Origin of the sequence: Psychrobacter sp. G, from assembly GCF_000418305.1 — a bacterium.
In the GTDB taxonomy this organism is placed as follows: Bacteria; Pseudomonadota; Gammaproteobacteria; order Pseudomonadales; family Moraxellaceae; genus Psychrobacter; species Psychrobacter cryohalolentis.
This window is the reverse complement of the sequence record NC_021661.1, coordinates 1,180,189-1,204,696: the sequence shown is the minus strand read 5'-3', so window position 1 is coordinate 1,204,696 and position 24,508 is coordinate 1,180,189. Positions and strand designations below refer to the sequence as shown.

Sequence of the window (24,508 nt, the reverse complement as noted above, 5' to 3'; positions counted from 1 at the left end):
CTTTTTTATTTGACTCAGTTTAATATCATTAATCGTTAGAACACCCGATTAAGACCGTTCAATGCCGCGACGCGATAAGCTTCTGCCATTGTTGGATAATTAAAGGTGGTATTAACAAAGTATTCAAGCGTGGCATTACATTTCATCACGGCTTGCCCAATGTGAATAATCTCTGAAGCATGATTGCCGTAGCAATGAATACCTAAAATCTCTAACGTCTCACGGTGGAACAAGATTTTTAGAACGCCTGAACGCTCACCAATGATTTGCGCGCGTGCAAGATGCTTAAAGAAAGCCTGACCGACCTCATAAGGAACTTTGGCATCGGTTAATTCTTGTTCCGTTTTACCGATACATGAAATCTCAGGAATAGTATAAATACCTGTTGGTACGCTCGATACGGGCTCTGCATCACGGTCACCGACCATAAATGCCGCCGCACAGCGCCCTTGGTCGTAAGCAGCAGAAGCTAATGAAGGCCAACCGATAACATCGCCCGCTGCATAGATGTTTTCAACTTCGGTACAGTAAGTATCATCAACTTTCAGCTGACCGCGGCTATTGGCTTCTAGACCTAGGCATTCTAAATTTAAGCCTTCAGTATTACCTGAGCGTCCATTCGACCATAAAATAGCGTCTGACTTGATTTTCTTACCACTTTTTAGATGCAAAATCACACAGTCATCGTGCGTTTCTAGATGGTCAATCTCTTCATTGCTACGGATAACCACGCCAAATTGACGGAAATCATGAGCAATAGCGTCACTGATTTCACTATCCAAATAGCTTAGCAGTTGGTTCTGGTTATTAATCAAATCTACTTTATAGCCAAGACCAGTAAAGATAGACGCATACTCACAGCCAATCACGCCAGCGCCATAAATAATGATTTTCTTAACCACATAATCCATCTGTAGGATTTTATCAGAATCAAATACGCGTGGATGATTGAAGTCTAAGATATCAGGGCGGTATGGACGGCTGCCGACCGTAATGATAGCTTTGTTAAAGGTGATCGTTTCAAAGGTATTTTCATCAATTTCGATACGTATCGTGTTTTTATCGATAAAATTTGCCCAACCATGAATCACTTCGATTTGGTTGCGCTCATAGAATCTGGTGTGTGTCTGAACCTGTTGCAAAATCACTTTTCGAGCTTTAGCTAACACGATATTCAGCGGGACTTGATGATAGTCCATGGCCTTAGTAAACATCTGGTCACGGCGAAAGTTAATCAAGTTAAAAACCGACTGGCGCAAAGCTTTACTTGGAATCGTACCAACGTGGGTACAGTTACCGCCTACTTGCTCGCGCGGGTCAATAACCACTACTTTCTTGCCCGATTTGGCAAGTTTCATGGCAGCAGCTTCACCCGCAGGACCTGCACCTAATACGACCGCATCATATTCAAACTCATGCTTATCGCTTTTTAGACGTTGTGAATCCTTAGTAAAGCCCGATTTTACGTCGATACGTGTATCATCTAGTGGATTGACCAAATCTGGATGATGCATGATGTCTTCAGTAACTTGCTCATGCGTTTGTTCGATTTTCTCTTTCTTATTTTTACCCTCAGTATGCTCGGGGTTTGGCACACGACCACTTTCCTTATTAGACACCTCAGTTTTAATATCTTTACCAGTATCATTGGTCGCGTCGCCTATCGTTTTGCTTCCCATCGTGTCCTCTTTATTCATTTATGAATCTGTTTTTTAGCTCGCGGACGCCTTCATCTTTATAAATGTCTAGATAAAAATATCCATGGTGCTAAAGTGTGTCCACCATACGTGGTGATACGTTATTTTGCAATACAGACACCACTACAACTGTTTTTTTCAAAAGTATTATTTTTCAGAAAAATAGAGGCCGAGCTCAATTAGCCAATGCGGCGTTTGAGACCAGTCATCTGCAATATACGCGTGGCAATCTCTTCAACGGACATCTCTGACACATCAAGGCTTGGAATCCCCTGCGAGGTATAAATTCCTTGTATTGCGCGCTGTTCTTGCTGACATTGCTGATAACTTGAGTAGCGACTACCCGCGCGACGCTCTTGGCGGATTTTCACCAAGCGATCCGTATCGATAATCAGACCAAATAACTTGTGTTTATGCTCACGCAATGCTTTAGGTAGCTGGTTGTCGTTTAGGTCTTCTTCGGTTAAAGGATAATTGGCCGCTCGAATACCAAACTGTAGCGCCAAATATAATGAGGTTGGCGTTTTACCAGAGCGTGATACCCCAATCAGAATAATATCTGCTGCGTGATAATGACGGGTACGCGCGCCGTCATCATTATCTAAAGCAAAATGCACCGCATCAATACGCTCTTTATAAGTCTCAGAGTCGACGTTATCATGTGCATGACCTGAATGCCCATCTGGCTCCACGCCCGTCTCTTCTGCTACGCGACCGATGAGACCTTCATACATATCAAGATTACAACTGTGTGCTGAATTGATTTTCTCACGAATCTCAGGACTGACAATGGTATCAAATACCAATGGCAGCAAGCCATCTCGCTGATAGGCGGTATTGATTTGCACAACTGCATCTTCAGCACGTTCTAGATTATCCACATAAGGCAATACTCGAGTCTCAAAAGGCACTGAAGCAAACTGACTTAAAATAGCACGCCCAAGCGTTTCTGCTGTAATCGCCGTACCATCAGAGATAAAAAACGCCGTTCTTATGTTTTGAGCGTTATCAACTTCTAGTGCTTTCATATTTTGAATCGTAGAATTGGGTTGTGGTGACGAATGATTTACATACATAACGTTGATACCTTATTTTTAAATCCTTGGTTGAAACCTCAGTAGCAGCCTTTCATTTTTAGCATCTAGCGCTTCATAATTTGGTCATATGCGTCTCAAATTTTCACCTTTATTATACGCATAATAGACGCTTAATAGTAATCAATGTTACAGGCGTACACTTAGACTTAGATAGATTTTTAAGACTCAGCTCACTGTAAGATCGATATTTATCGTGCCAAAATTTATGATCTAGCCTAATAAATATGTAGCAAATCTCACAATTTGTAGCTTTTTCATCTTTTTTTTGCTTCAAGCTCTCGAAATTCTCAAAATATAGGGGTATAATCGACCATTATAATCTTTACTAAATAACCTTATTTTCTGGAGTTATCATGGCAGCGCAATCTACAGCACTTGTAATTAACCTTGATCAGTTAGGAAAAGACGACATTGAAATGGTCGGTGGCAAAAACGCTTCACTTGGTGAAATGATCAGCCATCTATCTGATTTGGGCGTTAGTGTTCCAGGCGGCTTTGCCACAACTTCAAATGCTTTTTACCAGTTTCTAACAGAAACAGGCTTACTTGATAAAATTAACGGCGAGCTTAAAACCTTAGATGTTAATGATGTCAATAAACTTGCTGAAACTGGCAAAAAAATCCGTACTTGGATTATTGAGCAAGAACTGCCGAAAGATCTTGAGCAAGCGGTTCGTGATTCATTCGAAGCAATGAGCGATGGTAAAGAAATCGCGGTTGCGGTACGTTCTTCTGCTACTGCTGAAGATTTGCCAGATGCCTCATTTGCTGGTCAGCAAGAAACGTTCTTAAACATTCGCGGCATTGATAACGTCCTAATCGCGATTAAAGAAGTTTTTGCTTCTCTTTATAATGACCGTGCTATCTCTTATCGTGTGCACAAAGGTTTTGAACACGAAGGCGTAGCGTTATCTGCTGCTGTACAGCGTATGGTTCGCTCAGAAACTGGTGCTGCAGGCGTTATGTTCACACTAGATACCGAAAGTGGTTTTGATCAAGTGGTTTTTATCACTTCAAGCTACGGTCTAGGTGAAATGGTTGTACAGGGCGCCGTAAATCCTGATGAATTCTATGTATCAAAGCAATTACTTGCTAACGGCAAACCTGCGATTATCCGTCGCAACTTAGGTAGCAAGCATAAGAAAATGATTTATGGTGATGAAGGTAGTACCACCAAATCAGTAAAAGTCATTGATGTCGAAAAAGAAGATCGCATGCAGTTCTCTTTGTCTACGGAAGAGCTGACGTCACTTGCCAAGCAAGCCATGACCATTGAAAAGCATTATGGTCAAGCAATGGATATCGAGTGGGCAAAAGACGGTGACACCAATGAAATCTTTATCGTTCAAGCCCGTCCAGAAACGGTTAAGAGCCGCCAAGACAGCAATGTCATGGAACGTTATATCATCGACACGACTAACGCTAAAGTATTGTGTGAAGGTCGCTCAATTGGTCAACGTATCGGTTCAGGTAAAGTCCGTATCGTTAGCAACCTAAATGAGATGGATAAAGTACAAGAAGGCGATGTATTGGTATCAGATATGACGGATCCGGATTGGGAACCAGTCATGAAGCGTGCTTCTGCTATCATTACCAACCGTGGTGGTCGTACTTGTCACGCAGCGATTATCGCTCGTGAGCTAGGCGTCCCTGCTATCGTTGGTTGTGGTAATGCCACTGAGCTGTTGGTTGATGGTCAAGATGTGACTGCTTCTTGTGCCGAAGGTGATACTGGCTTCATTTATGAAAGTCAGATTGATTTTGAAGTACAGACCAACTCTGTAGAATCTATGCCTGAGCTTGCATTCAAAGTCATGATGAACGTTGGTAATCCAGATCGTGCCTTCTCATTTACCCAAATGCCGAACGAAGGGATTGGTCTTGCGCGTCTTGAGTTCATCATCAACCGTATGATTGGCGTGCATCCAAAAGCGCTACTGAACATGAACAGCTTGCCACGTGAAATTGCACAAGCCATCAATGAGCGCATCGCAGGTTATGCTTCACCAGTTGATTTCTATGTAGATAAATTGGTTGAAGGTATCTCAACCCTAGCCGTTGCTTTTATGGATCAGCCTGTTATCGTTCGTATGTCAGATTTCAAATCAAACGAATACGCTAACTTGCTTGGTGGTAAGTTATACGAGCCATCAGAAGAAAACCCAATGCTTGGTTTCCGTGGTGCGAGTCGCTATGTGTCTGACAATTTCCGTGACTGCTTCGAGCTTGAGTGTAAAGCACTGAAACGCGTCCGTGATGAGATGGGCTTGACCAACGTCGAGATTATGATTCCATTCGTCCGTACCGTTGGTGAAGCCAAACAAGTCATCGAATTGCTTGAGAAAAATGGTCTAAAACGTGGTGAAAACGGTCTACGCATTATCATGATGTGTGAGCTACCAACCAACTGCTTACTAGCAGAAGAGTTCCTAGAGCATTTTGACGGTTTCTCAATCGGTTCAAACGATTTGACTCAGTTGACTCTAGGTCTTGACCGTGACTCAGGTATCGTCTCACATCTATTTGATGAGCGTGACCCTGCGGTTAAAAAGCTGTTGTCAATGGCAATTGATGCTTGCCGTAAGCAAAACAAATATGTCGGTATCTGTGGTCAAGGTCCATCAGACCATCCAGATCTAGCTTTATGGCTCATGGAGCAAGGCATCAGCTCAGTATCATTGAACCCTGACTCAGTACTAGATACTTGGTTCTTCTTAGCGGGTGAAGAAGCGAAATAAGCTGTAACGTTACGTCACAACGTTAATTCACACCGTCATTTAAGATACAATTATTAGGGTCTATTTGATTTTTTCAAATAGACCCTAATATAATGTATGATCAATAGTGACTGAAAAGCAGTTTTTTAAAACAGTGACTTAAGACATGACTAACTATGCAGGCAATTATGCAGATTTTCCTTGCTCGAAATAACGTACAAGCCGGTCCCTACACTTTGGATCAGCTCAATATTATGCTCACCTCTGGTGAAGTGCTATTAGATGATTTGGTCTGGCATGACGGCTTAGATCAGTGGCAGCGCATGGGTAACTTAACTAATAATCAAGCCTTTTATCGCCCAACTCATGTAGCGATGCCTGAGGTTAATGATTCTATCATTAACAACGTTACTATCTTCCCAGAAGACGATGCAGCAGATACCAATAAAGACAAACAATCGGTATCGCTAGATCGTTTATATGGCAAGCCTGAACGTTCAAAAGACACGGCTAAAAACACCAAAGCAGATATGACAACCAATCGTCATCACACGCCAAATAGCAACGTGTCATTAAATAAATCTAACGCGACCAAAGCTGCTTCAGCGAAAGATAAAGTAGTGGGTAATGTGATACTCGCTCCTATCATGTCACGGATATTGGCAACGGCGCTGAATGCTTTACTGTATTTATTAGCTATTTTTCCCCTAGTCATGGCATTGACCAAGATGGATGTCGACTATACCAAGTTCCAAAATATTCAGGATATGGACGCTGCTTATCAGTACTCAGTGACATTGATGGAAAGCTTGCCTAGCAGCACGTTGATGATCTCGCAGGTCATGGTCTTTGGTTTGTTTGCCTTGCAATTGTTATTTATCACTTTACGTGGTCAATCGCTGGGCAAAATGATTACGGGTATTCGTGTGGTTGATCAAACCACCCATCGTCTGCCATCATTTTTAAAGCTTATTGGTATGCGTACCTTTTTGCTGTTTATCATTTATAACTTACTATTCTCGTTTACCAGCTTTTTAGGCTTTGTCCTTATTGCTATTCATTATTATATGGCGTCTAAAAGCCCTGAAAACATTGGTTGGCACGACAAATTGGCCAAAACTTTGGTAGTTAAAGCAGATAGTAGTCAATTGATAAAAGAGCCAAAAATAAAATAATCCTATTTTTGATTATTCATAATATCTCTTATGTTTGTCATAAAAAGCGACGTATCAGCGTTGCTTTTTTATTGATAAAGAAACAAGGTATTCGATTAATAATTTTTATTAACAGTTGCGCATTGATTAACCTTTGTGTTCATCAGTGACTACTGTTATAATACGGCGCTTTATAAACTAAGCTTATTCTCTGTTAATTATTTATAATAATGGGTAGGATTTGAGCTTACCTTATAAATCTCCTTGCTATTAACATAGGGTTAATAGCTACTAATCCGTAAGGAGTCATAATGCGACATTACGAACTGGTGTTACTTGTACACCCAGACCAAAGCGACCAAGTGGTCGGCATGGTTGAACGCTATATCAAGTTAGTTCAAGACAACAACGGCACTATCCATCGTCTAGAAGATTGGGGTCGTCGTCAACTTGCTTACCCAATTAACAAGATTCACAAAGCTCATTACGTTCTTTTCAACATTGAAACTGACGGCGAGACTTTAGCTGAACTTGAAGAATTATTCCGTTATAACGACGCGATCATTCGTAGTCTAGTTATGCGCCGTGATGATGCTGTCACTGAAGAGTCGCAGTTAGCCAAGAATGCCGATGAAAAACGCGCACGCAAAGCTACTACTCGTCGTCCAGACAGTAATGATGACAACGACAACCACAGTGATGACTAATTAAAGGAGCATAATCATGGCACGTTTTTATCGCCGTCGCAAATTCTGCCGTTTCACTGCTGAAGGTATCACTCACATCGATTATAAAGATGTTGAATTGCTAAAACAGTATATCAGTGATAATGGCAAAATCGTACCAAGCCGTATTACCGGTACGTCTACTAAATATCAGCGTCAACTAGCGACTGCTATCAAGCAAGCTCGTTATTTATCGCTACTTCCATACACTGATAACCATCAGGGTTAACCGTTAACTAGGAATGACTCATGCAAATTATTTTGTTACAGCGTATCGTCAACCTTGGCAAACTCGGTGAAACTGTCGATGTAAAACCAGGTTACGGACGTAACTTTCTTATCCCTTTGGGTAAAGCACTACCTGCTACTAAAGCTAACATTGAAAAGTTCGAAGCACGTCGTGCTGAACTTGAAGCTGAAGAAGCAAAAGAAGTAGCGGTTGCTCAAGAACGTGCTGACGCATTAACTGACGTTAATGTTATCATGCGCGCTAAATCAGGTGACGAAGGCAAGCTATTCGGCTCTATCGGTACACGCGATATCGCTGAAGCATTGACTAACTCAGGTCTAGAAGTTGACCGTGCTGAAATCAAGCTACCTGAAGGCACTTTGCGTCAAATTGGTGAATATAATGTTGATATTCAACTACATCATGACGTTACGGCTACTATTCTAGTTACCATTCTTTCTGAAGATGGCGACAACGAAGATTTAGATGAAGACAATGCTGCAGACGAAAACGAAGACTATTCTGAAGAGTAATCTTTAGCATACTAAGTTTTAGTCGCAATAAAAAACCAGCAACTTTAGGTTGCTGGTTTTTTTTGTGTTGGATTTGGACTTCGTTATTTATATTAGTACTGATACAGACAATAAACACTGTATACGCAATGACAAAAGACTATTGATAACGTCTGTTGTATTCTAATCCTACTAGTCACTATGCTGACGATATCTATTTTATGAATGAAATCTAGGATACCATGATAAATACTGATGACACTTTACGATGTACTCAAGGCAATGACTTTTATACCGAAGGCAAAACTTATAAGGTTGGTAGAATCGTTAATAATAAATACTTCCAAATATTAACCGATAATAATACTGACCATTGGTATGCGACCTTAGATGACAAAGGCATTTATGTGAGCTTTGATTCGGCTATAGCAGAAACTGAGAGAGCATGTTTTGAGAAGATTAATGATCTATCAAATGACTGTCAGTAGCATTTCAACACTTTTAAACTATAATTAAATATTAAAAACGGTCATTATAATGACCATTTTTTTTGGTTAAATATCAATACGACTACAGGATAAATATCCTACAGAGTGTGGCCAGTTAATTGCAAGGTTTGGTACCTCTTGACCAGTCGCGATCATCTTAGCGGCATTGATCCAACCAGCATGACCGATGGCTAATACTGGACGATCTTTTTGCTCAACTGCAATTTTATCCAACCAGCTCTCCGCTCGATTAAACAGCTGTTGCAAACTTTCACCATAATCAGGCGCAAAGTGGGCAAAATTATTGCACCATTCATCAATTTGTTGTTTCTCAATCTGTTCCCAAGACTGACCATCCCAATCACCGAAATGAATCTCAGCCAATTCAGGTGCGACTCGACACTCAAAACCGCGCTGTGCCAATATTCCCCCGACCTTTAGTGAACGCTGTAAGGGGCTAACCCAAATCACTTTTGGTAATTGCTGTAGACGTACAAAGCGCTGTATTTTATTAGCAAGGCGTTTTAGTTTACGTTTATCGACCTCTACATCTGTCTGTCCGATACAGAGACTATCAGCCGTAATAGGTTTTGGATGACGCCAAATATACAGAATCATGAGTGCGAGTATCCTTTCTTAGCATCATTTTTAACGCTTTGGCTTAAATTAAGGGCAATGAAGCGGCCAGTCCAATGTAAATAGCAATTTCGCTAAGCTGCTGCGTGGCTCCTAAGCCATCACCCGTATAACCATCTAAACGTCTACGTAATAAGCGCCGCATATAATCTGTCGCGCCTATGCCTAGCAATAAAGCCAATAACCATCGCCAAATACCAATCTGTTGCATGGTATTAGGGAAAACCAGTGTGACCAAAGTAATAGCCAATATTAGCCAACCACTGCTATATATAGCTTGTAATGGTGTCAGCTGCTGTGCCATCGGTTTTGCTTTGGCATGTTCAATCTCTCCGCCATAAGGCAATAGCGTCAGTAAGCTAATACAAAATAAACGTGACGCAGTATGCCCAATAATGAGTGCAACGATAGCAACGGGTGTTGGCATCGCAGTAAGTAAGCTGATTTTAAGCAATAGCGCTGAGACCAAACCTAATACGCCATAAGTGCCTAGGCGTGAGTCTTTCATAATCTCTAAAGTGCGCTCGCGAGTGAGTCCACCACCTAGCCCATCGCAACTATCGGCAAGTCCATCTTCATGAAAAGCACCTGTCAGCTTGATACCAAAAGCCGTACTTATCACTGCCGCAACTAGCGGTATGAGTAAGAGACTGCTAAGCCAAAACACGCCAGCACAAAGTAAACCTATCAGTAAGCCTACCGCTGGAAAATAACGGCTGCTTTGGTGCAGCCACTGCGGATCATAATGGCTAAAAGACGGGACGGATATACGGGTTAAAAACTGAACAGCAACCAATATCAATCGGGCTTCATAACGAAGGCGCTGCAATACAGACAGCTTTGAGGATGAACTTTGCATCACTTGCTTTGCTCACTGATACCAGCATCACTAAAACTTGCCATCTCATTGATAATGGCACAGGCAGATTGTAATAGTGGATACGCTAATGCCGCACCACTGCCCTCGCCTAAGCGCATACCCATATCAAGTAATGGCTTAGCATTCAGCAGTTTTAATAAATGCGCGTGCCCTGGTTCAACTGAGTGATGAGAAAAGATAGCATATTGAGCAACACCGGGTGCTAAGCGCTCGGCGACAAGCAAAGCACTACTGGCGATAAAGCCATCAATTAACAAAATACGACGTTCACTGGCAGCCTGCATCAGTGCGCCTGCCATCATAGCAACCTCAAGCCCGCCTAATGCAGCAAGTACATCGAACGGCGCTTGCGCTTCACGGTGACACTTTAACACTTGCATTAAAATAGTTGCCTTGTGCTGTAATCCTGCATCATCAAGACCAGTGCCACGACCGATACAGTCGGCAATGCTCAAGTCGCCAAGTCTCGCCAGCAATAGACTTGCCGCTGACGTATTACCGATGCCCATTTCACCAACAATCAATAGATTGCCTACCATGTCCTTAACCACGCTCCTACCGCTTTCTAACGCAGCTAAACATTCTACTTCTGTCATCGCAGCTTCTGTCAGCGCATCACGGCTACCATGTCGAATTTTATAATCTAGCAGTTGCGGATGGTCTTTAAAAGGAGAATTGCCAAAATCCGCGTCTACCCCAGCATCGACTACTTTTAGCTCAATATCATGCTGACGTGCTAAGACATTGATGGCAGCGCCGCCTTGCAAAAAGTTATAAACCATCTGTGCAGTGACTGCACTAGGATACGCAGACGTGCCATGCTTGGTTAAACCATGATCGGCGGCAAATACTCGAATTTGAGGTTGCTCAATCTTTGGCATAATTGTGCCTTGAATCATACCTAACTGCAGAGCGAGCGTCTCTAAACGTCCAAGTGCGCCAATTGGTTTGGTCTTCTGGTCAATGATTTGCTCTAGCTGCTGGCGTAGCGCATTATTTTCGATATTGGGAATTATCGGGGCATTAAATATGTTCAAAGGAAGTATCCTAAATCTGGTACATGTCAAACAAAACCCACATACTAGCAGAGTATCTAAGCTTTACCATGAATAAAATCAAATATGAGCCGAATAGATTTCCTAGCAACGTAGATTTACTATAGAATATGCCCCTTTAAAAATTCATATGACTATTGATGCTTTATGAAGTGCACGCTGCATGAGCCTCATAATTTGTCATAAGACATTAACAACTATATAGAGACAGTGATGATCGTATTTTGGCTGGTGCTGACCATTCTTTTTATTATTTTTGCCACCGCAAAACTCAAGTGGCATCCTTTTTTAGTATTGATACTATCCGCCTTTTTGGTCGCACTGTTTTACCAAGTACCGCTTAATACGGTCGCTAAAACCATCTCTGATGGCTTTGGCGGTATCTTAGGATATATCGGTCTGGTCATTGTATTTGGTACCATTATCGGCTTAATACTTGAAAAAACGGGTGCCGCCATCGTAATGGCAGAAACGGTCATTAAAGTCTTAGGACCACGCTTCCCCACTTTGACGATGTCTATCGTAGGTGCCGTAGTATCTGTACCAGTGTTTTGCGATTCAGGCTATATTATTTTAAACTCGTTAAAAGAGTCTTTGGCTGAGCGCTTAAAAGTATCAAGCGTGGCGATGAGTATTGCCTTAGCAACTGGCTTATATGCCACTCATACCTTTGTACCACCGACACCCGGTCCAATTGCAGCAGCAGGAAACTTGGGGCTTGAGTCAAATTTGGGCTTGGTCATCATGGTTGGTGTAGTTGTGACAACTGTTGCAGTACTTGCCGGTTGGTTATGGTCCAATCGCTTCCTGAATGCCACTCCTGACAATATTGATGCACTCGACGCGCCAGCTGCGACTGTGCCAGAAAACATGAAAACTCGCGACGACTATAGTAAGCTACCGTCAGCGACCATGGCATTTTTACCTATTATCGTGCCTATCGTCTTGATTTGCTTGTCGTCTGTTGCTAACTTACCTAGTACGCCATTTGGTACAAGCACCATAACAGATATCTTGGTATTTATTGGCAATCCATTGACAGCCCTACTGATTGGTTTGTTTTTATCATTTTTACTCATCAATACTGAACAAAAAACGCAGCAAATCAGCGATAGCATCTCTCAAGGCTTGGTGGTCGCAGCGCCTATTCTCTTAATCACTGGTGCTGGCGGCGCGTTTGGCGCTATGCTAAAGGTCACACCAATTGGCGATTATTTGGGTACGACTTTATCTGCCTTGGGGCTTGGTATTTTTATGCCATTTATCGTTTCTGCTGCACTAAAAACAGCACAAGGCTCAACTACTGTTGCCTTGGTGACCACCTCTGCGATGGTCGCACCACTATTGGGTCAAATAGGTCTCGATAGTGAGCTTGGTCGCGTATTTTGTGTGATGGCAATTGGTGCAGGCGCGATGACTATCTCGCACGCTAATGACAGCTTTTTTTGGATTGTCAGCCAGTTTAGTCGTATGAGTGTGGCACAGGCTTATAAAGCCCATTCTATGGCGACTGGTATTCAGGGCGTGACCAGTATCATCTTTATTTGGTTATTAACCTTGATATTTATTTAAAGAGATTCAAAGAGACATTCATGAAAATTTTAATTGCTCCCGACTCATTTAAAGAAAGCTTAGAAGCACTAGATGTTTGCCGCGCCATTCAATCTGGCTTCAGCCAAGTGTTTCCAGATGCTGACTATAAACTGCTACCCATGGCAGATGGCGGTGAAGGGACTTCTGCAGTATTGTCTTACGTGCTAGGTGGTCGCTGGAAAGAAGTGCACGTCCATGACCCTTTAATGCGACCGATTAGCGCAAAATACTTATTACTGCCTGATGCAACTGCGGTCATCGAAGTTGCTCAAGCTTGCGGTTTACATCTCTTGACTGTGGCAGAGCGCAATCCAGTCATCGCCAGCAGCTATGGCGTTGGCGAGCTGATTGCAGATGCTTTAAGGGAAGGTGTTAAACGTATTATTATCGGCCTTGGTGGTAGTGCCACCAATGACGCGGGACTTGGTATGCTAACGGCACTTGGTATGACGTTTCATGATAGTGACGACAATACGCTAGCCGAAGGCGGCGGCGCGCTTGCCAACTTGCAACGATTAGATGCGACAAGCTTCCATACTAGCGTGTTGGAGACAGTGTTTGAAGTAGCCTGTGATGTCACCAACCCTTTATGTGGCGAATTGGGTGCCAGTGCAATATTTGGTCCTCAAAAAGGCGCTAGTCTACAGCAAGTCAATGATTTGGACCAAGCATTGAATCATTTTGCAGGTGTATGTGAGCAGCATGGCTATCAAAATTATCAAGAGATAGCGGGTGCTGGCGCAGCAGGTGGACTTGGCTATGCATTAATGAGCTTTTGCCAAGCTGAGTTAAAGTCAGGTTTTGATACAGTGGCAAAAGTTACCAACTTATCACAGCACATTGCCGATGCAGATTTGGTCATTACTGGTGAAGGCAAGCTTGACGCTCAGTCTGCCATGGGTAAAGTAGCTGGCGGCATTAGTCACATTGCCAAAGCCCGCCATACGCCAGTGATTGCGATTTGTGGCAGTGTTGATGGACTAGAATCGGCTCAGACCAGTCAGTTTGATATCATCATGCCCAGTATCCAAAAGCTAGAGTCCATCGAGAACATCTTTAAAAATGCTTATCATAATGTTGAAATCACTGCCACCAATATTGCTGCGGCAATAAAACTAGGTCAAAGTATCAAGTAGGCTTTATACGGCTACTTAAGATGCTCTCTTAAACGCTGTTATAGCCATTTCTTCACCTCATTGAGGACGGTTTGCATCCTATTTGGCAGTACCTGCTGGCGACGTACAGCAAGGTACAGGGTCTCACTAACTGAGACTGGCAGCTGATGACATTTAAGCAGCTGCGGGTTTGGATACGCGGCAACTGCGTGCGCTGGTAATACGGTAAATCCAAGCCCCCTACTTACCGGCTCTAAAATCATACCTATCTGATTAGAAAAGCCTTTTTTAATAAAGTCATTGATGTGTCCAAATTCAGGATAATTGGCGCTCAACAGCAAACTGGCATGATGTGCGCCATCAGGATGATCAATAAATCCAAACTCGGTAAGTGCTTCCCAGCTAGGCTCCATCATTGTGACTGGTGTCACCAGTTGTAGCGCTTCTTGAGCCACCGGCTTGCAGCTGACCGTCTCATCATCCGAGATAGTTGTCATAAAACCTATATCAATCTCATGCTTGGAAAGCGCCTGCTCTATATCTGTATTGGGGGCAAAACGGTAATCAATCACCAGCTGTGGATGCTGCTCTTGTAATGTTAACAACTGCGGATAGAGCTTTAAACCGACGCTGCCAGGCGACATAATTCGAACCAATCCCTCATTGTACGGATCGTCACCGATACGCTGCTCTAAGCGTGATAATCGCTGCAAGATGTCTTCTGCCTCTCGATAAAGCTGCTCACCTGCATCTGTTAATGAAAACTGCTTACCTTGACGAATCAGCAAGTCAACATTCAACTGATTCTCAAGCTTACGTATATGCTGACTAACCCCTGACTGCGTCATATATAGACGCTCAGCCGTTTGAGTAAAATGCCCGACTTCCACCAAGGTGCAAAAGGTACGTAGCCATGTGGTATTAATCATTACAATACATACTTATCTTTATAATAAATGATAATTTTACGTAATACATATAACTTTGTAAACTACTCCCATATCAAAAAGGAGTACAAACCATGAATAATGTTTATCCAAGAAGCTTTTCACATATTGGTCTTTCAGTACCTGACCTCGATGCCGCTGTCAAATTTTATACTGAAGTGATGGGTTGGTACACCATCATGGAGCCGACTGAAATCACCGAAGATGACAGTGCTATTGGTGAGATGTGTACCGAAGTCTTTGGTGCAGGTTGGGGCAGTTTTCGTATCGCTCATTTATCAACTGGCGACCGTATTGGTGTGGAGATTTTTGAATTCAAAAATCAAGAAGACCCTGACAATAACTTTGAATATTGGAAAACTGGTATTTTTCATTTCTGTGTTCAAGATCCGAATGTTGAAGAGCTAGCTGAGCGTATGGTTGCCGCAGGGGGTAAAAAGCGGATGGAAAAACCTCGTTATTACTACCCTGGAGAAAAGCCATATCGCATGATCTATATGGAAGATCCGTTTGGCAATATCGTTGAGATATACAGCCATAGCTATGAGCTGATTTACAGTGAAGGCGCTTACTAAGAGTCATTAGTAGTATGTTTTTTGAAAAATTATTGCTTTGAAACATAAAAATAGCGCTCTTATATGATAAGGGCGCTATTTTTATATGGGCTATATTCAGTATCACAGAGATATTGCTTAACTAATTAAGCATGCTACTATTTGGGTTATTATTTAATTAGCTTTTGCGCTTTTACACTAAGTTTAAATACCCATTATCAAGGACGATAAATGAGCCAGTTTAACCCCATTCAATCAGTGACTCCTTCGACGAACACCAATGAGCCATTGGTTATTAGAAAAAATTCAGGCAGTGTTGTAACGTTGACACTTAACAGTTCCAAACAATTCAATACATTATCGATTGAGCTGCTAACAGCTATGCAAGCGGAGCTTGACAGTATTGCGAAAGACTCAAGCGTGCAAGTGCTGGTGATTGCCGCAAATGGCAAGGCATTTTGTGCCGGACATAATCTAAAAGAGATGCGTGCCAATCCAGATGAAGCATTTCAGCGCGCCTTATTTGAGCAATGTAGTCAGATGATGCTGACCATCAATCGTATGCCACAAGTGGTGATAGCTAAGGTACAAGGTATCGCCACTGCTGCTGGCTGTCAACTGGTCGCAGCCTGTGACTTAGCCGTCGCCTCGGACACTGCCAAATTTGCCACCTCTGGTATCAATGTAGGGCTATTTTGTTCTACCCCTGCGGTGGCAGTCAGTCGCAACCTATCTCGTAAGCAAGCATTTGAGATGCTGATTACTGGTGAATTTATAGATGCCTACACTGCACTACAGCAGGGACTGATCAATCGTGTGGCAAGCGCTGAGCAATTAGACCAAACGCTACAATCTCTGATAGACGCCATTACCGCCAAATCCTCAGTCGCTCTGAAAACGGGCAAAACTATGTTTTATAAACAACTGGATATGGATTTGGCAGATGCTTATGAGTATGCCAGCGAGGTGATGAGCTGTAATATGATGGCAGATGATGTAAGTGAAGGGATTGACGCCTTTATCGAAAAGCGTCCTGCCGTATGGACAGGACAGGACGCTAAGAACGATATTTTTATCTGATAATACAAGATATCTTTGTTAGCGTTGGCAGCGCCACTTTTTTAAATAACAAAGGCGTTTTTTAAATAAGAAATGGCAATAATTAAGATTACTCAGCTAGTAATTTTGCAAGCTTCTTATTTATCTCACTTTTGAATGCTTTATCGTCGAGCTTACTGGCAGTAATTTTAGCACTCTGTAAGCTCTTAATCGCTGCCTCTGTCTGTCCAAGCTCGCTCTGTAACTCAGCCATCGAAAAGGCTATCGATGATAAATGCTCTTTTGATTGAATCGCTGCTGCTTTATCCAAGGCCTTCTGGTAAATAACTAGCGCTTCATCCAAATCTTCCGTAAAATCAGCCAATGTCTCCCACTGCTCTGGATGATCCTTATTGCCTTTTTCGTTTTCAATGCACAGGTCTTTTAGCTGTACATACAACGTATCAAATGTCTTTTTATCATTGGCACTGTCCGCTTCTAATAGTTTTTCTGCCAACACATAAATTGAATGATAGATTTTAGTATTAATCATTTTTTATAACCCTTTTTTGCTACTTATCAGATAACTGTCAATAAGGTTAATTATAGACTATTTGCATGGGTCGCTCATCAAAAAGGGCATGATAGTCATATCACGCCCTCTTATCGTTATTCAGTTTCAAGCAGCAGATACTGGTATTTACTCAGCAGCGATGGCAATCATCTCAACCAATAGCTCAGGACGTGCCAATGCCGACTCGCCACAAGCACGAGCTGGCGGCTGTACGCCTTCAAACCACTTATCCCACACTTCATTCATTGCGGCAAAATCTGACATATCTTTTATCCAGACAGTCACTGACAGTAGCTTTGATTTATCGCTACCGACTTCTTGTAACAAGCTTTCGATCTTCTCTAGGCAAGTTAAGGTTTGGGCTTTGATATCATCTTCAGCGTTACCCACTTGACCACATAGATAAACAGTCTGATTATGAACCACAATTTTACTCATACGTTGATTACTATGGAGCTTTTGCATGGATTATTATCCTTAATTTTTAATGCTTTAAAATGTATAAATGACTCAAGTTTTATGAAATCTTACTTAGCGAGAAAAGCGATCAGCGCTAAATGGCTTGATATCGACCAATAGCGGTTTTTCATGAATCATCTCTTCAACGAGACGACCGGTCATTGGTCCTAATGTGAAACCTTGATGACTGTGACCAAAGGCAAACCATAATTTTTCATGGTTACTTGCAGGACCGATAACTGGCTTCATATCTGGCATACAAGGACGCGAGCCTGCCCATGCTTCACTCTCAACTGCATCTTCTAATGGCAGGATTTTTCGCGCCAGCTTGAGCACGGTCTTTAACTGTCCAAAATTCTTTGGTGCATTCATGGTAGTCATTTCCGCACCGGTGGTAATACGGATACCTTGCTGCATCGGTCCCATGACGAAACCTTTATCCATGTCAAACATACTATGATGGATGGTGTTCTTTTCGTTGACTTTAAAATGCTGATGATAGCCACGCATCGGGAATAATGGCAAATCATAACCAAGCGGCTTGATGAGATCATTAGACCAAGGTCCTGCTGCGATGACTAACTTATCACTATAAAAGGTATCGGTATCGGTGATAACTTTCCAGCCGCCATCTTCTTGTACGATTTCTTGAACGCCAGTCTCTTTAACTGTCCCGCCCATTTCTTGGAAGTTTTTTGCATAGGCTTTAACCAGAAAGCTTGGGTTTGAGACCTGCCAAGAATTCAACCAATGAATTGCGCCGACGAACTCGTCAAAATTGGCGCTAGGCTCCATGACTCTTAATTCTTCAACTGTCAATACATTATGTTCAACACCTTGATTGCGAGCATCGATAGCTAGCGCAATGGCTTCTTTAAAGGTGTCTTCAGAGCGATGCAATTGCAACCAACCATCGCGGGTAATCAGCTCATCTGCACCAGAGGCGCTAATCATGGTTTGATGTTCGCTTGTGCAATGCTCAATTAGTGTTTGCCATTCGCCTTCGATTTTTTTAACTGAGGCAGGTGTAGAGTATTTCCAGTATTGCAATAGTGCCTGATGATAACGAAGAATAGCTGGTATGCGATAGCGGATATCAGTACCTTGGTTTGGCAATACACGTATCATTTCAGTCAGCTGGCGCGGAAACGGATGCGTATGAATTGCCTCACGCTGAATCAAGCCAGCATTGCCGTATGAAGTCTCTGAGCCCGGTAGCTTTTTGTCTATAAGCAAAACTTCAGCATTGTTTTTTTGTAGATGCCAAGCAACCGAGGTGCCAACCATACCTGCACCGATAACGATAACTTCATGACGCATAACATATCCCTTTTTATGGCTTTGATACAGAGTGTTAAATAGATGAATATAACGGGTAAGGTGGTCATAGTAACGCATTGAAAGATTTTTTAAACCCTTATCTGTTAAATATTTTTACGAATAAACACTTTTGGTTATATGTCTTTATGCAAGGTATTTTTGATAGGAATAGTGACAACCTAATGAAAAACAAAAGTCATTTTTTAAGCTATTTTCCAACGTTTATAGCATTTTTTATCACCACCAAACTGGATCATCACTCTCTTCTAAAGGCTGTTTTACCGTTAGCACCGTTATCTTATCAGCAGGTACTTCAGCGATAAACCGTGACACTTTATCAAAATAGCCTGAATAGCTCGAAAAATAATCGGGCGCAGTTAAAAACAGCCTGCTTTTTGCACGACTACAAGCAACATAAAACAGCTTACGCTCTTCTTCTAATTCTTCAAAATCGCTTAATGAGCGATGATGCGGTGTCATACCATCGACCAATGAATTTACAAATACCACTGGCCATTCAAGTCCTTTGGCACTATGAATGGTCGAAATAGTCACTTTATCCCTGTTTTTGTCGATACCTTCTTCGCCTTTTTCAGGCTCACCTTCGGTGGCAACCGAGTCATTAGGTGGATCGAGTGCCAGATTTTCTAAAAATTTATCTAGGCTATCATGCTCTAACGCTAGATTTTTGAGCACACGAAAATCTTCGCTACGCTCACGCCAATTGTCTTCATTGATTTTTAAAACGGGCATATAAAAATCTAGAATCAGCTCGATAATGGCTTCGACCGACTCTGCTTGGCTGGCTTGACTTAGCATTTTATACAGCGGCTCAAGTTGCGTGCTTTTTTTGGCAAACTTTGTTGTTAATAACGGCTCAAAAGAGTTATTGTCAGCATTAATCGCTTGGGTTAAGCGCGTAGCAGTCACCGACCCTACGCCTTTAAATAAGGTCAAAATACGGTGCCATGCAATGGTATCATTCGGGTTATAAAGTATCTTAACAAATGCTAAGACGTCTTTAATGTGGCGTCTTTCAATAAAACGAATACCGCCTACGACAATAAACGGGATATTACGTTCCATAAATTCTAGCTGGACGTAGTTAGATTGAAAGGACGTTCGGCACAATACCGCAAAGTCTTGATAATCATAGTCTGGTTTTAATTCGATAATTCTATCAGCAATATACTTTGCTTCTTTGCTCTCATCGCTAAGTCGGCGAAATATTGGTTTTACACCTTCTATAGAAACCCCAGAGTACAGCTGCTTTTGGTAACCCAAGGTGATCTGAGCAGACAGAGCATTGATATAATCAAGCACTGCTGGCGTACTACGATAGTTTTGCTCAAGTTTAATCAGCTTAGCTTCAGGGTAACCCTCTCCGAATAATAAGATATTTTCATAATTGGCGCCGCGAAAGGCATAAATACTTTGGTTGTCATCACCGACGACCATCAGCGACACTGACGTAGGCGCACAGATGAGATCAATCAGCTCTTTTTGCGGAATATTGGTGTCTTGATATTCATCGACCATGACATAACGATATTGCTTTTGTAGCAGTTGGCGAAAGGTGTCATTAGTCTTTAAATGACGCACCACTTGGCTAATGATGTCATCAAAATCGTATAAATGATTGACACGCTTGTACTCATGAAAGTCAATGGCCAATTGCTCAATAACAGGAATATGTACAGCAATATCAGGATAGCTGTTTTCGATTAAATCGCGGATATGAATGCGCCGATTTCTAGAGGTTGAGAAGATATTTTGCAAGGTTTTTTTGCGCGGAAATGCCTGATTGGTTATTTTGGTCGGATACTTTTTTTCCTTATGAATTAAATCGATAGCGTCTTCACTGTCGCCTGTATCTAGAATGGTAAATCTTGGATTAATACCAAGCAGACCTGAGTATTGACGCAAGAGCATATTACAAAAAGAATGGAAAGTGCCACTGGTAATGTCATTCAGGGCTTTATTTTTTGGCAATTTATCTTCTACCAAATCCTCATTTAACCTTTGGGCAAAAGATGGTGTGCTTGCCAGCAATTTTTTAGCCCGACCTTTGATTTCGTTGGCTGCTTTACGAGTAAAGGTTAATAGTAAAATCTCTTTTGGCGACACGCCATTTTCTATCAAGTAACTGGTTCTATAGGTCAAAGTCTTGGTTTTACCAGAACCGGCACCGGCGATCACCAATACCTTGCCCTCAATAGTCGTGGCGGCCAATAGCTGATTGGCATTAAGCTCACTGGCATAATCTACTTGCAACCCTAAATGATTGCTAAGCCTTTGCGCTAATACCTCAGCATCCGCATTTATCAGATTGGCTTCAAGCTTCTTAATTGCCTGTTCAAGCCGCGCAATCTTGGGTTTCATCTCGATAAAATTTTGCGGATAATTATAATGGTGGGTAGCAAAAATGGTCGTGGTCATTATAGGATATTACCTTTGATATGGTTTAGCGTGCCATTCATTATAAAGTAAGATAATAATTTTAGGGGCTGTCTTAGATAAGTAAGACAATCTAGGGCAGCTTACAGATAGGTTCAACCCTACTTGACGCTTTACCACTTTCAATACACTCATTGACTATAAGTAAGCCGACTGCTTAAATGATTTATCCCTAGGAGAATATCATGACTGAAAAAATCGAAGAAAACGCTGCTACTCACAAACGCAAATTAATTGATAAATTTTTGATAAAACTGACCAAAGAAGAACCGCAGATGTATTACGCCACGACATCTGAGATTGCACGCAGTCTTTATAGCATGTTAAAAGAACATACGAATCGCTTAACCGTTGAGGAACAAGCGCTTATCAGACATATGACTATCGAAGAAATACAAGGGTTATTAGGCTTTCATGCTAAATGAGAAAATAAGATTCTTATGACTGCACAAAAAAGACTGCCTTATAGGCAGTCTTTTTTATTAACACATCAAATTAGAGCTTTAATAATAAACGTTTAAAAAGGATAATCACGCGGCGTATGCTGCACTGAAATCCAATGCAAGGTAGTAAACTCTTCTAGTATCCATTCACCATTAAAGCGTCCGATACCCGAGTTTTTCTCGCCGCCAAATGGCGCGTTGCTTTCATCATTTACTGAGATATCATTAATATGGGTCATGCCAGCTTTGATACCGCGAGCAAAGCGCAAGCCTGTTGCCATATCTTGGGTAAACACTGCACTCGATAAACCATACATAGAGTCATTAGCAATCGACAGCGCATCGTCTTCATCTTTGGCACGAATAATACCAACCAAAGGACCGAATACTTCGTTGCAAGACAAGTCCATCTCACGTGTGACGTCGCTAAAGACGTGTGGTGGCACCACTTGACCTTTTATCTCACCACTTAATAGCATTTTTGCGCCTTCATCTTGCGCTTTAGCGATTTTTTCTTTTAGCGACTCAACTTGTTTTTCATTGATAATCGGACCGACTGCCGTATCAATTTTGCTAGGATCGCCAAAATTTAAGGTCTTAACGTGTGACACAAAACGCGTAACAAAATCGTCATAAATCTCATCTTCGACAATGATACGGTTAATCGCAATACAGATCTGACCTTGATGCAAGAATTTACCAAAGGCAGCGGCTTTTACGGCTTGCTCAATATCAGCATCTTTTAACACGACAAACGGGCTATTACCACCAAGCTCTAACGCCACTTGCTTGATATAGTCGCCGCCATTTGCCAACTCACCGATATGCTTACCTACAGAGGTTGAACCGGTGAAGGAAACCAAACTCGGAACATGATGGGTGACCATCGCATCGCCAATTTCACTACCGCTACCAACGACGACGTTTAGTAATCCTTTTGGCAAACCGGCTTCTTCAAATATTTTTGCAAGCAGCAACCCACCAGTAATCGGTGTATCACTAGCAGGCTTTAACACTACGGCATTCCCTAGTGCCAATGCTGGCGCAATAGAGCGCTGGGTTAGATGTAATGGGAAGTTCCATGGGCTAATCACGGCAATCACACCCATCGGTTCACGATAGATAAAGTTTTCTTTACCCGGCGTGTTAGATGGGCGAATCTCGCCATGCACCCGATTAGGGAAACTTGCGGCTTCAAGGGTAATCGCCCGCGCACTGCTAAACTCGACCATCGCCTTAATACGGGTACTGCCCGACTCTTTAATGAGCCAATCGACAATCTCATCTTGACGCTGATCAAAGATACTAACTACTTTATAAAGGATAGCAGCACGTTCGTTCGGAGTTTGCTTTGCCCACTGTTTTTGCGCTTCACTGGCAGCTTGATAAGCTTCATCAAGTTGTTTATCCGTTGCTTGTTGAATCTCAACCAAGGTTTCACCGTTAAACGGATTGGTATTAGTATTGATACTATCGTCATCACCCTTTTTCCATTCGCCTGATATATATTGCAAATGAAAATCTGTATAAACATTTACCTGCGTATTTTTAGTTTCTATTGACATAATTGTTCCTATTTTTTATTTAATAATATTATTAGAGTGTGGCTATAACGTATCATGGCCGTCTATCAGATTCCGTAACACGTTTAATAAGCAATAGCAGCATACAATAACAAACGTAACTTGATAGACGACTGGTCTAATGCTAACATAAACGCTATAAAAATTAGAATCTTTTAAACCTGTTGTTTGTTGAACAAACGTAACTTGCCAATTAATACTTATAAATTTGTTAAACCATCTTAAATAATTAGTCTCTCTAAGGAGAACATAAGTCACATGTCTATACCCAATGCTATAAAACATACTCAACCAGACAGTTCGCTATCTAATATTGCATTATCGAACACCAGAGACCATCTGTTAACGACGGGCTATAAGCTCATCGCACAAAAAGGCTTTACCGCAGTTGGTATTAAACAAATATTAGATACGGCAGGCGTGCCCAAAGGCTCTTTTTATCATTATTTTGCGTCAAAAGAAGCCTTTGGCGAGGCGATTATCAGCCACTACTTTACCCAGTATAAGCAGCGCCTTGATACTATTGGTTCACAAGACGTTAGTGCCCAGCAGAAATTGTATGACTATTTCCAAAACTGGTATGACACACAGCAAAGCGGCTGCGCTCATGAGAAATGTTTGGTGGTAAAGCTTAGCGCTGAAGTGTCAGATATGTCGGAGCCAATGCGTAAAGTCCTATATGCGGGCTATCAGCAAACGATTACATGGCTTGCAACTCAAATCAAAGCCGGCTGGGCAGACGGTTCTGTGCCTCATCCCGCTAACGTAGCGGCTGAGAGTATGGCAAAACGTTGGTATTTTGCATGGCTTGGTGCCAGCTTAGTGACCAAAATTAGTCAAACGGATACCCCATTAGCAGAAGTATGGCTGATGACTACTACCGCTATGGGTCGCTAGTTTTTTCATTTTATAAACGCTCTCTTTACATTCTGTAGCTCTCGCTTTGTCTATCCTTCTGTCTTACTTATCCTTGTTTGACTAATAATAATCTAGTGTTAAACAAGGATATCTTCTTAATATTTTAACTTAGGAAAAATATTAACTACTACTATTAAAAGTCCAACTGAATAATTCGATTAAATTAATATCGGCTGAAATGCTTATACGATAGTTTTGTAACTATTTACTATAATCACTAGACGACCGGTCTAATTAATATATAATGCGGACAGATGCAAATAAGTTGCAGACTTTATTTTCAGTTTTTAAATCCCTTTTTCATACTCAGAAAACAT

Annotated in this window: 23 protein-coding genes; 12 read left to right on the top strand and 11 right to left on the bottom strand. The window is 41.8% G+C overall.

Annotated features, from left to right (window positions below):
* Positions 1-35: 35 nt before the first annotated feature.
* Positions 36-1,679 (bottom strand): Si-specific NAD(P)(+) transhydrogenase, encoded by a 1,644-nt coding sequence (sthA, locus tag PSYCG_RS05155; protein ID WP_011513373.1) that lies wholly within the window; start codon positions 1,677-1,679, stop codon positions 36-38.
* A 197-nt stretch (positions 1,680-1,876) separates the two neighbouring features.
* Positions 1,877-2,725: a pyruvate, water dikinase regulatory protein gene (locus PSYCG_RS05150; RefSeq protein WP_041753451.1), complete on the bottom strand. Its 849-nt coding sequence runs from the start codon at positions 2,723-2,725 to the stop codon at positions 1,877-1,879.
* Positions 2,726-3,147: 422 nt separating this feature from the next.
* Between PSYCG_RS05150 and ppsA the strand changes: the two genes are divergently transcribed.
* From ppsA to PSYCG_RS05120, 6 genes are all read left to right on the top strand, one after another.
* Positions 3,148-5,532, top strand: a complete 2,385-nt coding sequence (gene ppsA, locus PSYCG_RS05145) for a phosphoenolpyruvate synthase (RefSeq protein ID WP_011513372.1) — start codon at positions 3,148-3,150, stop codon at positions 5,530-5,532.
* A 155-nt stretch (positions 5,533-5,687) separates the two neighbouring features.
* The gene (locus PSYCG_RS05140) at positions 5,688-6,686 is read left to right on the top strand and encodes an RDD family protein (protein ID WP_011513371.1); all 999 of its coding nucleotides are present in this window, start codon (positions 5,688-5,690) and stop codon (positions 6,684-6,686) included.
* 290 nt (positions 6,687-6,976) lie between these two features.
* Complete coding sequence (rpsF, locus tag PSYCG_RS05135) at positions 6,977-7,372, top strand: 30S ribosomal protein S6 (RefSeq protein WP_011513370.1); 396 nt, start codon at positions 6,977-6,979, stop codon at positions 7,370-7,372.
* A 16-nt stretch (positions 7,373-7,388) separates the two neighbouring features.
* Complete coding sequence (rpsR, locus tag PSYCG_RS05130; protein WP_010198808.1) at positions 7,389-7,619, top strand: 30S ribosomal protein S18; 231 nt, start codon at positions 7,389-7,391, stop codon at positions 7,617-7,619.
* A gap of 20 nt (positions 7,620-7,639) precedes the next feature.
* On the top strand, positions 7,640-8,152 hold the full coding sequence (gene rplI / locus PSYCG_RS05125; RefSeq protein ID WP_011513369.1) for a 50S ribosomal protein L9: 513 nt from the start codon (positions 7,640-7,642) through the stop codon (positions 8,150-8,152).
* Between the two features lie 221 nt (positions 8,153-8,373).
* Positions 8,374-8,619, top strand: coding sequence for a hypothetical protein (locus PSYCG_RS05120; protein WP_011513368.1), 246 nt, complete (start codon positions 8,374-8,376; stop codon positions 8,617-8,619).
* A 66-nt stretch (positions 8,620-8,685) separates the two neighbouring features.
* On the opposite strand, the gene PSYCG_RS05115 is transcribed toward PSYCG_RS05120, so the two are convergent.
* The 3 genes from PSYCG_RS05115 to cobT are packed head-to-tail and all read right to left on the bottom strand — an operon-like array spanning position 8,686 to position 11,172.
* Positions 8,686-9,237, bottom strand: a complete 552-nt coding sequence (locus PSYCG_RS05115) for a histidine phosphatase family protein (RefSeq protein WP_020443244.1) — start codon at positions 9,235-9,237, stop codon at positions 8,686-8,688.
* A 43-nt stretch (positions 9,238-9,280) separates the two neighbouring features.
* Complete coding sequence (locus PSYCG_RS05110) at positions 9,281-10,114, bottom strand: adenosylcobinamide-GDP ribazoletransferase (protein WP_020443243.1); 834 nt, start codon at positions 10,112-10,114, stop codon at positions 9,281-9,283.
* The gene (cobT, locus tag PSYCG_RS05105) at positions 10,114-11,172 is read right to left on the bottom strand and encodes a nicotinate-nucleotide--dimethylbenzimidazole phosphoribosyltransferase (RefSeq protein ID WP_020443242.1); all 1,059 of its coding nucleotides are present in this window, start codon (positions 11,170-11,172) and stop codon (positions 10,114-10,116) included. Before cobT ends, PSYCG_RS05110 begins: the two co-directional genes overlap by 1 nt.
* A gap of 231 nt (positions 11,173-11,403) precedes the next feature.
* Here cobT and PSYCG_RS05100 point away from each other — a divergent pair, with 231 nt between their 5' ends.
* Both PSYCG_RS05100 and PSYCG_RS05095 read left to right on the top strand, forming a co-directional pair.
* Positions 11,404-12,762 carry a GntP family permease gene (locus PSYCG_RS05100; RefSeq protein WP_020443241.1) on the top strand — a complete coding sequence of 453 codons (1,359 nt, stop codon included), beginning with the start codon at positions 11,404-11,406 and terminating at the stop codon, positions 12,760-12,762.
* Between the two features lie 20 nt (positions 12,763-12,782).
* Positions 12,783-13,919, top strand: coding sequence for a glycerate kinase (locus PSYCG_RS05095; RefSeq protein WP_020443240.1), 1,137 nt, complete (start codon positions 12,783-12,785; stop codon positions 13,917-13,919).
* A 38-nt stretch (positions 13,920-13,957) separates the two neighbouring features.
* Here PSYCG_RS05095 and PSYCG_RS05090 read toward each other — a convergent pair whose 3' ends face one another.
* Complete coding sequence (locus tag PSYCG_RS05090) at positions 13,958-14,827, bottom strand: LysR family transcriptional regulator (protein ID WP_020443239.1); 870 nt, start codon at positions 14,825-14,827, stop codon at positions 13,958-13,960.
* Positions 14,828-14,919: 92 nt separating this feature from the next.
* On the opposite strand from PSYCG_RS05090, the gene PSYCG_RS05085 reads away from it, so the two are divergent.
* Positions 14,920-15,420: a lactoylglutathione lyase family protein gene (locus tag PSYCG_RS05085; RefSeq protein WP_020443238.1), complete on the top strand. Its 501-nt coding sequence runs from the start codon at positions 14,920-14,922 to the stop codon at positions 15,418-15,420.
* 210 nt (positions 15,421-15,630) lie between these two features.
* On the top strand, positions 15,631-16,479 hold the full coding sequence (locus tag PSYCG_RS05080) for an enoyl-CoA hydratase (protein WP_020443237.1): 849 nt from the start codon (positions 15,631-15,633) through the stop codon (positions 16,477-16,479).
* 88 nt (positions 16,480-16,567) lie between these two features.
* Here the strand turns inward: PSYCG_RS05080 and PSYCG_RS05075 are convergent, their stop codons facing one another.
* From PSYCG_RS05075 to PSYCG_RS05060, 4 genes are all read right to left on the bottom strand, one after another.
* Positions 16,568-16,990, bottom strand: a complete 423-nt coding sequence (locus PSYCG_RS05075) for a hypothetical protein (protein WP_020443236.1) — start codon at positions 16,988-16,990, stop codon at positions 16,568-16,570.
* 147 nt (positions 16,991-17,137) lie between these two features.
* Positions 17,138-17,476: a RidA family protein gene (locus tag PSYCG_RS05070; protein WP_020443235.1), complete on the bottom strand. Its 339-nt coding sequence runs from the start codon at positions 17,474-17,476 to the stop codon at positions 17,138-17,140.
* Between the two features lie 66 nt (positions 17,477-17,542).
* Complete coding sequence (locus PSYCG_RS05065; RefSeq protein ID WP_020443234.1) at positions 17,543-18,790, bottom strand: NAD(P)/FAD-dependent oxidoreductase; 1,248 nt, start codon at positions 18,788-18,790, stop codon at positions 17,543-17,545.
* 237 nt (positions 18,791-19,027) lie between these two features.
* Positions 19,028-21,229 (bottom strand): ATP-dependent helicase, encoded by a 2,202-nt coding sequence (locus PSYCG_RS05060; protein ID WP_020443233.1) that lies wholly within the window; start codon positions 21,227-21,229, stop codon positions 19,028-19,030.
* 203 nt (positions 21,230-21,432) lie between these two features.
* Between PSYCG_RS05060 and PSYCG_RS05055 the strand changes: the two genes are divergently transcribed.
* Positions 21,433-21,672 carry a hypothetical protein gene (locus PSYCG_RS05055; protein WP_020443232.1) on the top strand — a complete coding sequence of 80 codons (240 nt, stop codon included), beginning with the start codon at positions 21,433-21,435 and terminating at the stop codon, positions 21,670-21,672.
* 92 nt (positions 21,673-21,764) lie between these two features.
* On the opposite strand, the gene PSYCG_RS05050 is transcribed toward PSYCG_RS05055, so the two are convergent.
* Positions 21,765-23,255: an aldehyde dehydrogenase family protein gene (locus PSYCG_RS05050; protein ID WP_020443231.1), complete on the bottom strand. Its 1,491-nt coding sequence runs from the start codon at positions 23,253-23,255 to the stop codon at positions 21,765-21,767.
* Between the two features lie 276 nt (positions 23,256-23,531).
* Between PSYCG_RS05050 and PSYCG_RS05045 the strand changes: the two genes are divergently transcribed.
* Positions 23,532-24,170 (top strand): TetR/AcrR family transcriptional regulator, encoded by a 639-nt coding sequence (locus PSYCG_RS05045; protein ID WP_020443230.1) that lies wholly within the window; start codon positions 23,532-23,534, stop codon positions 24,168-24,170.
* The last annotated feature ends 338 nt before the right edge of the window (positions 24,171-24,508 follow it).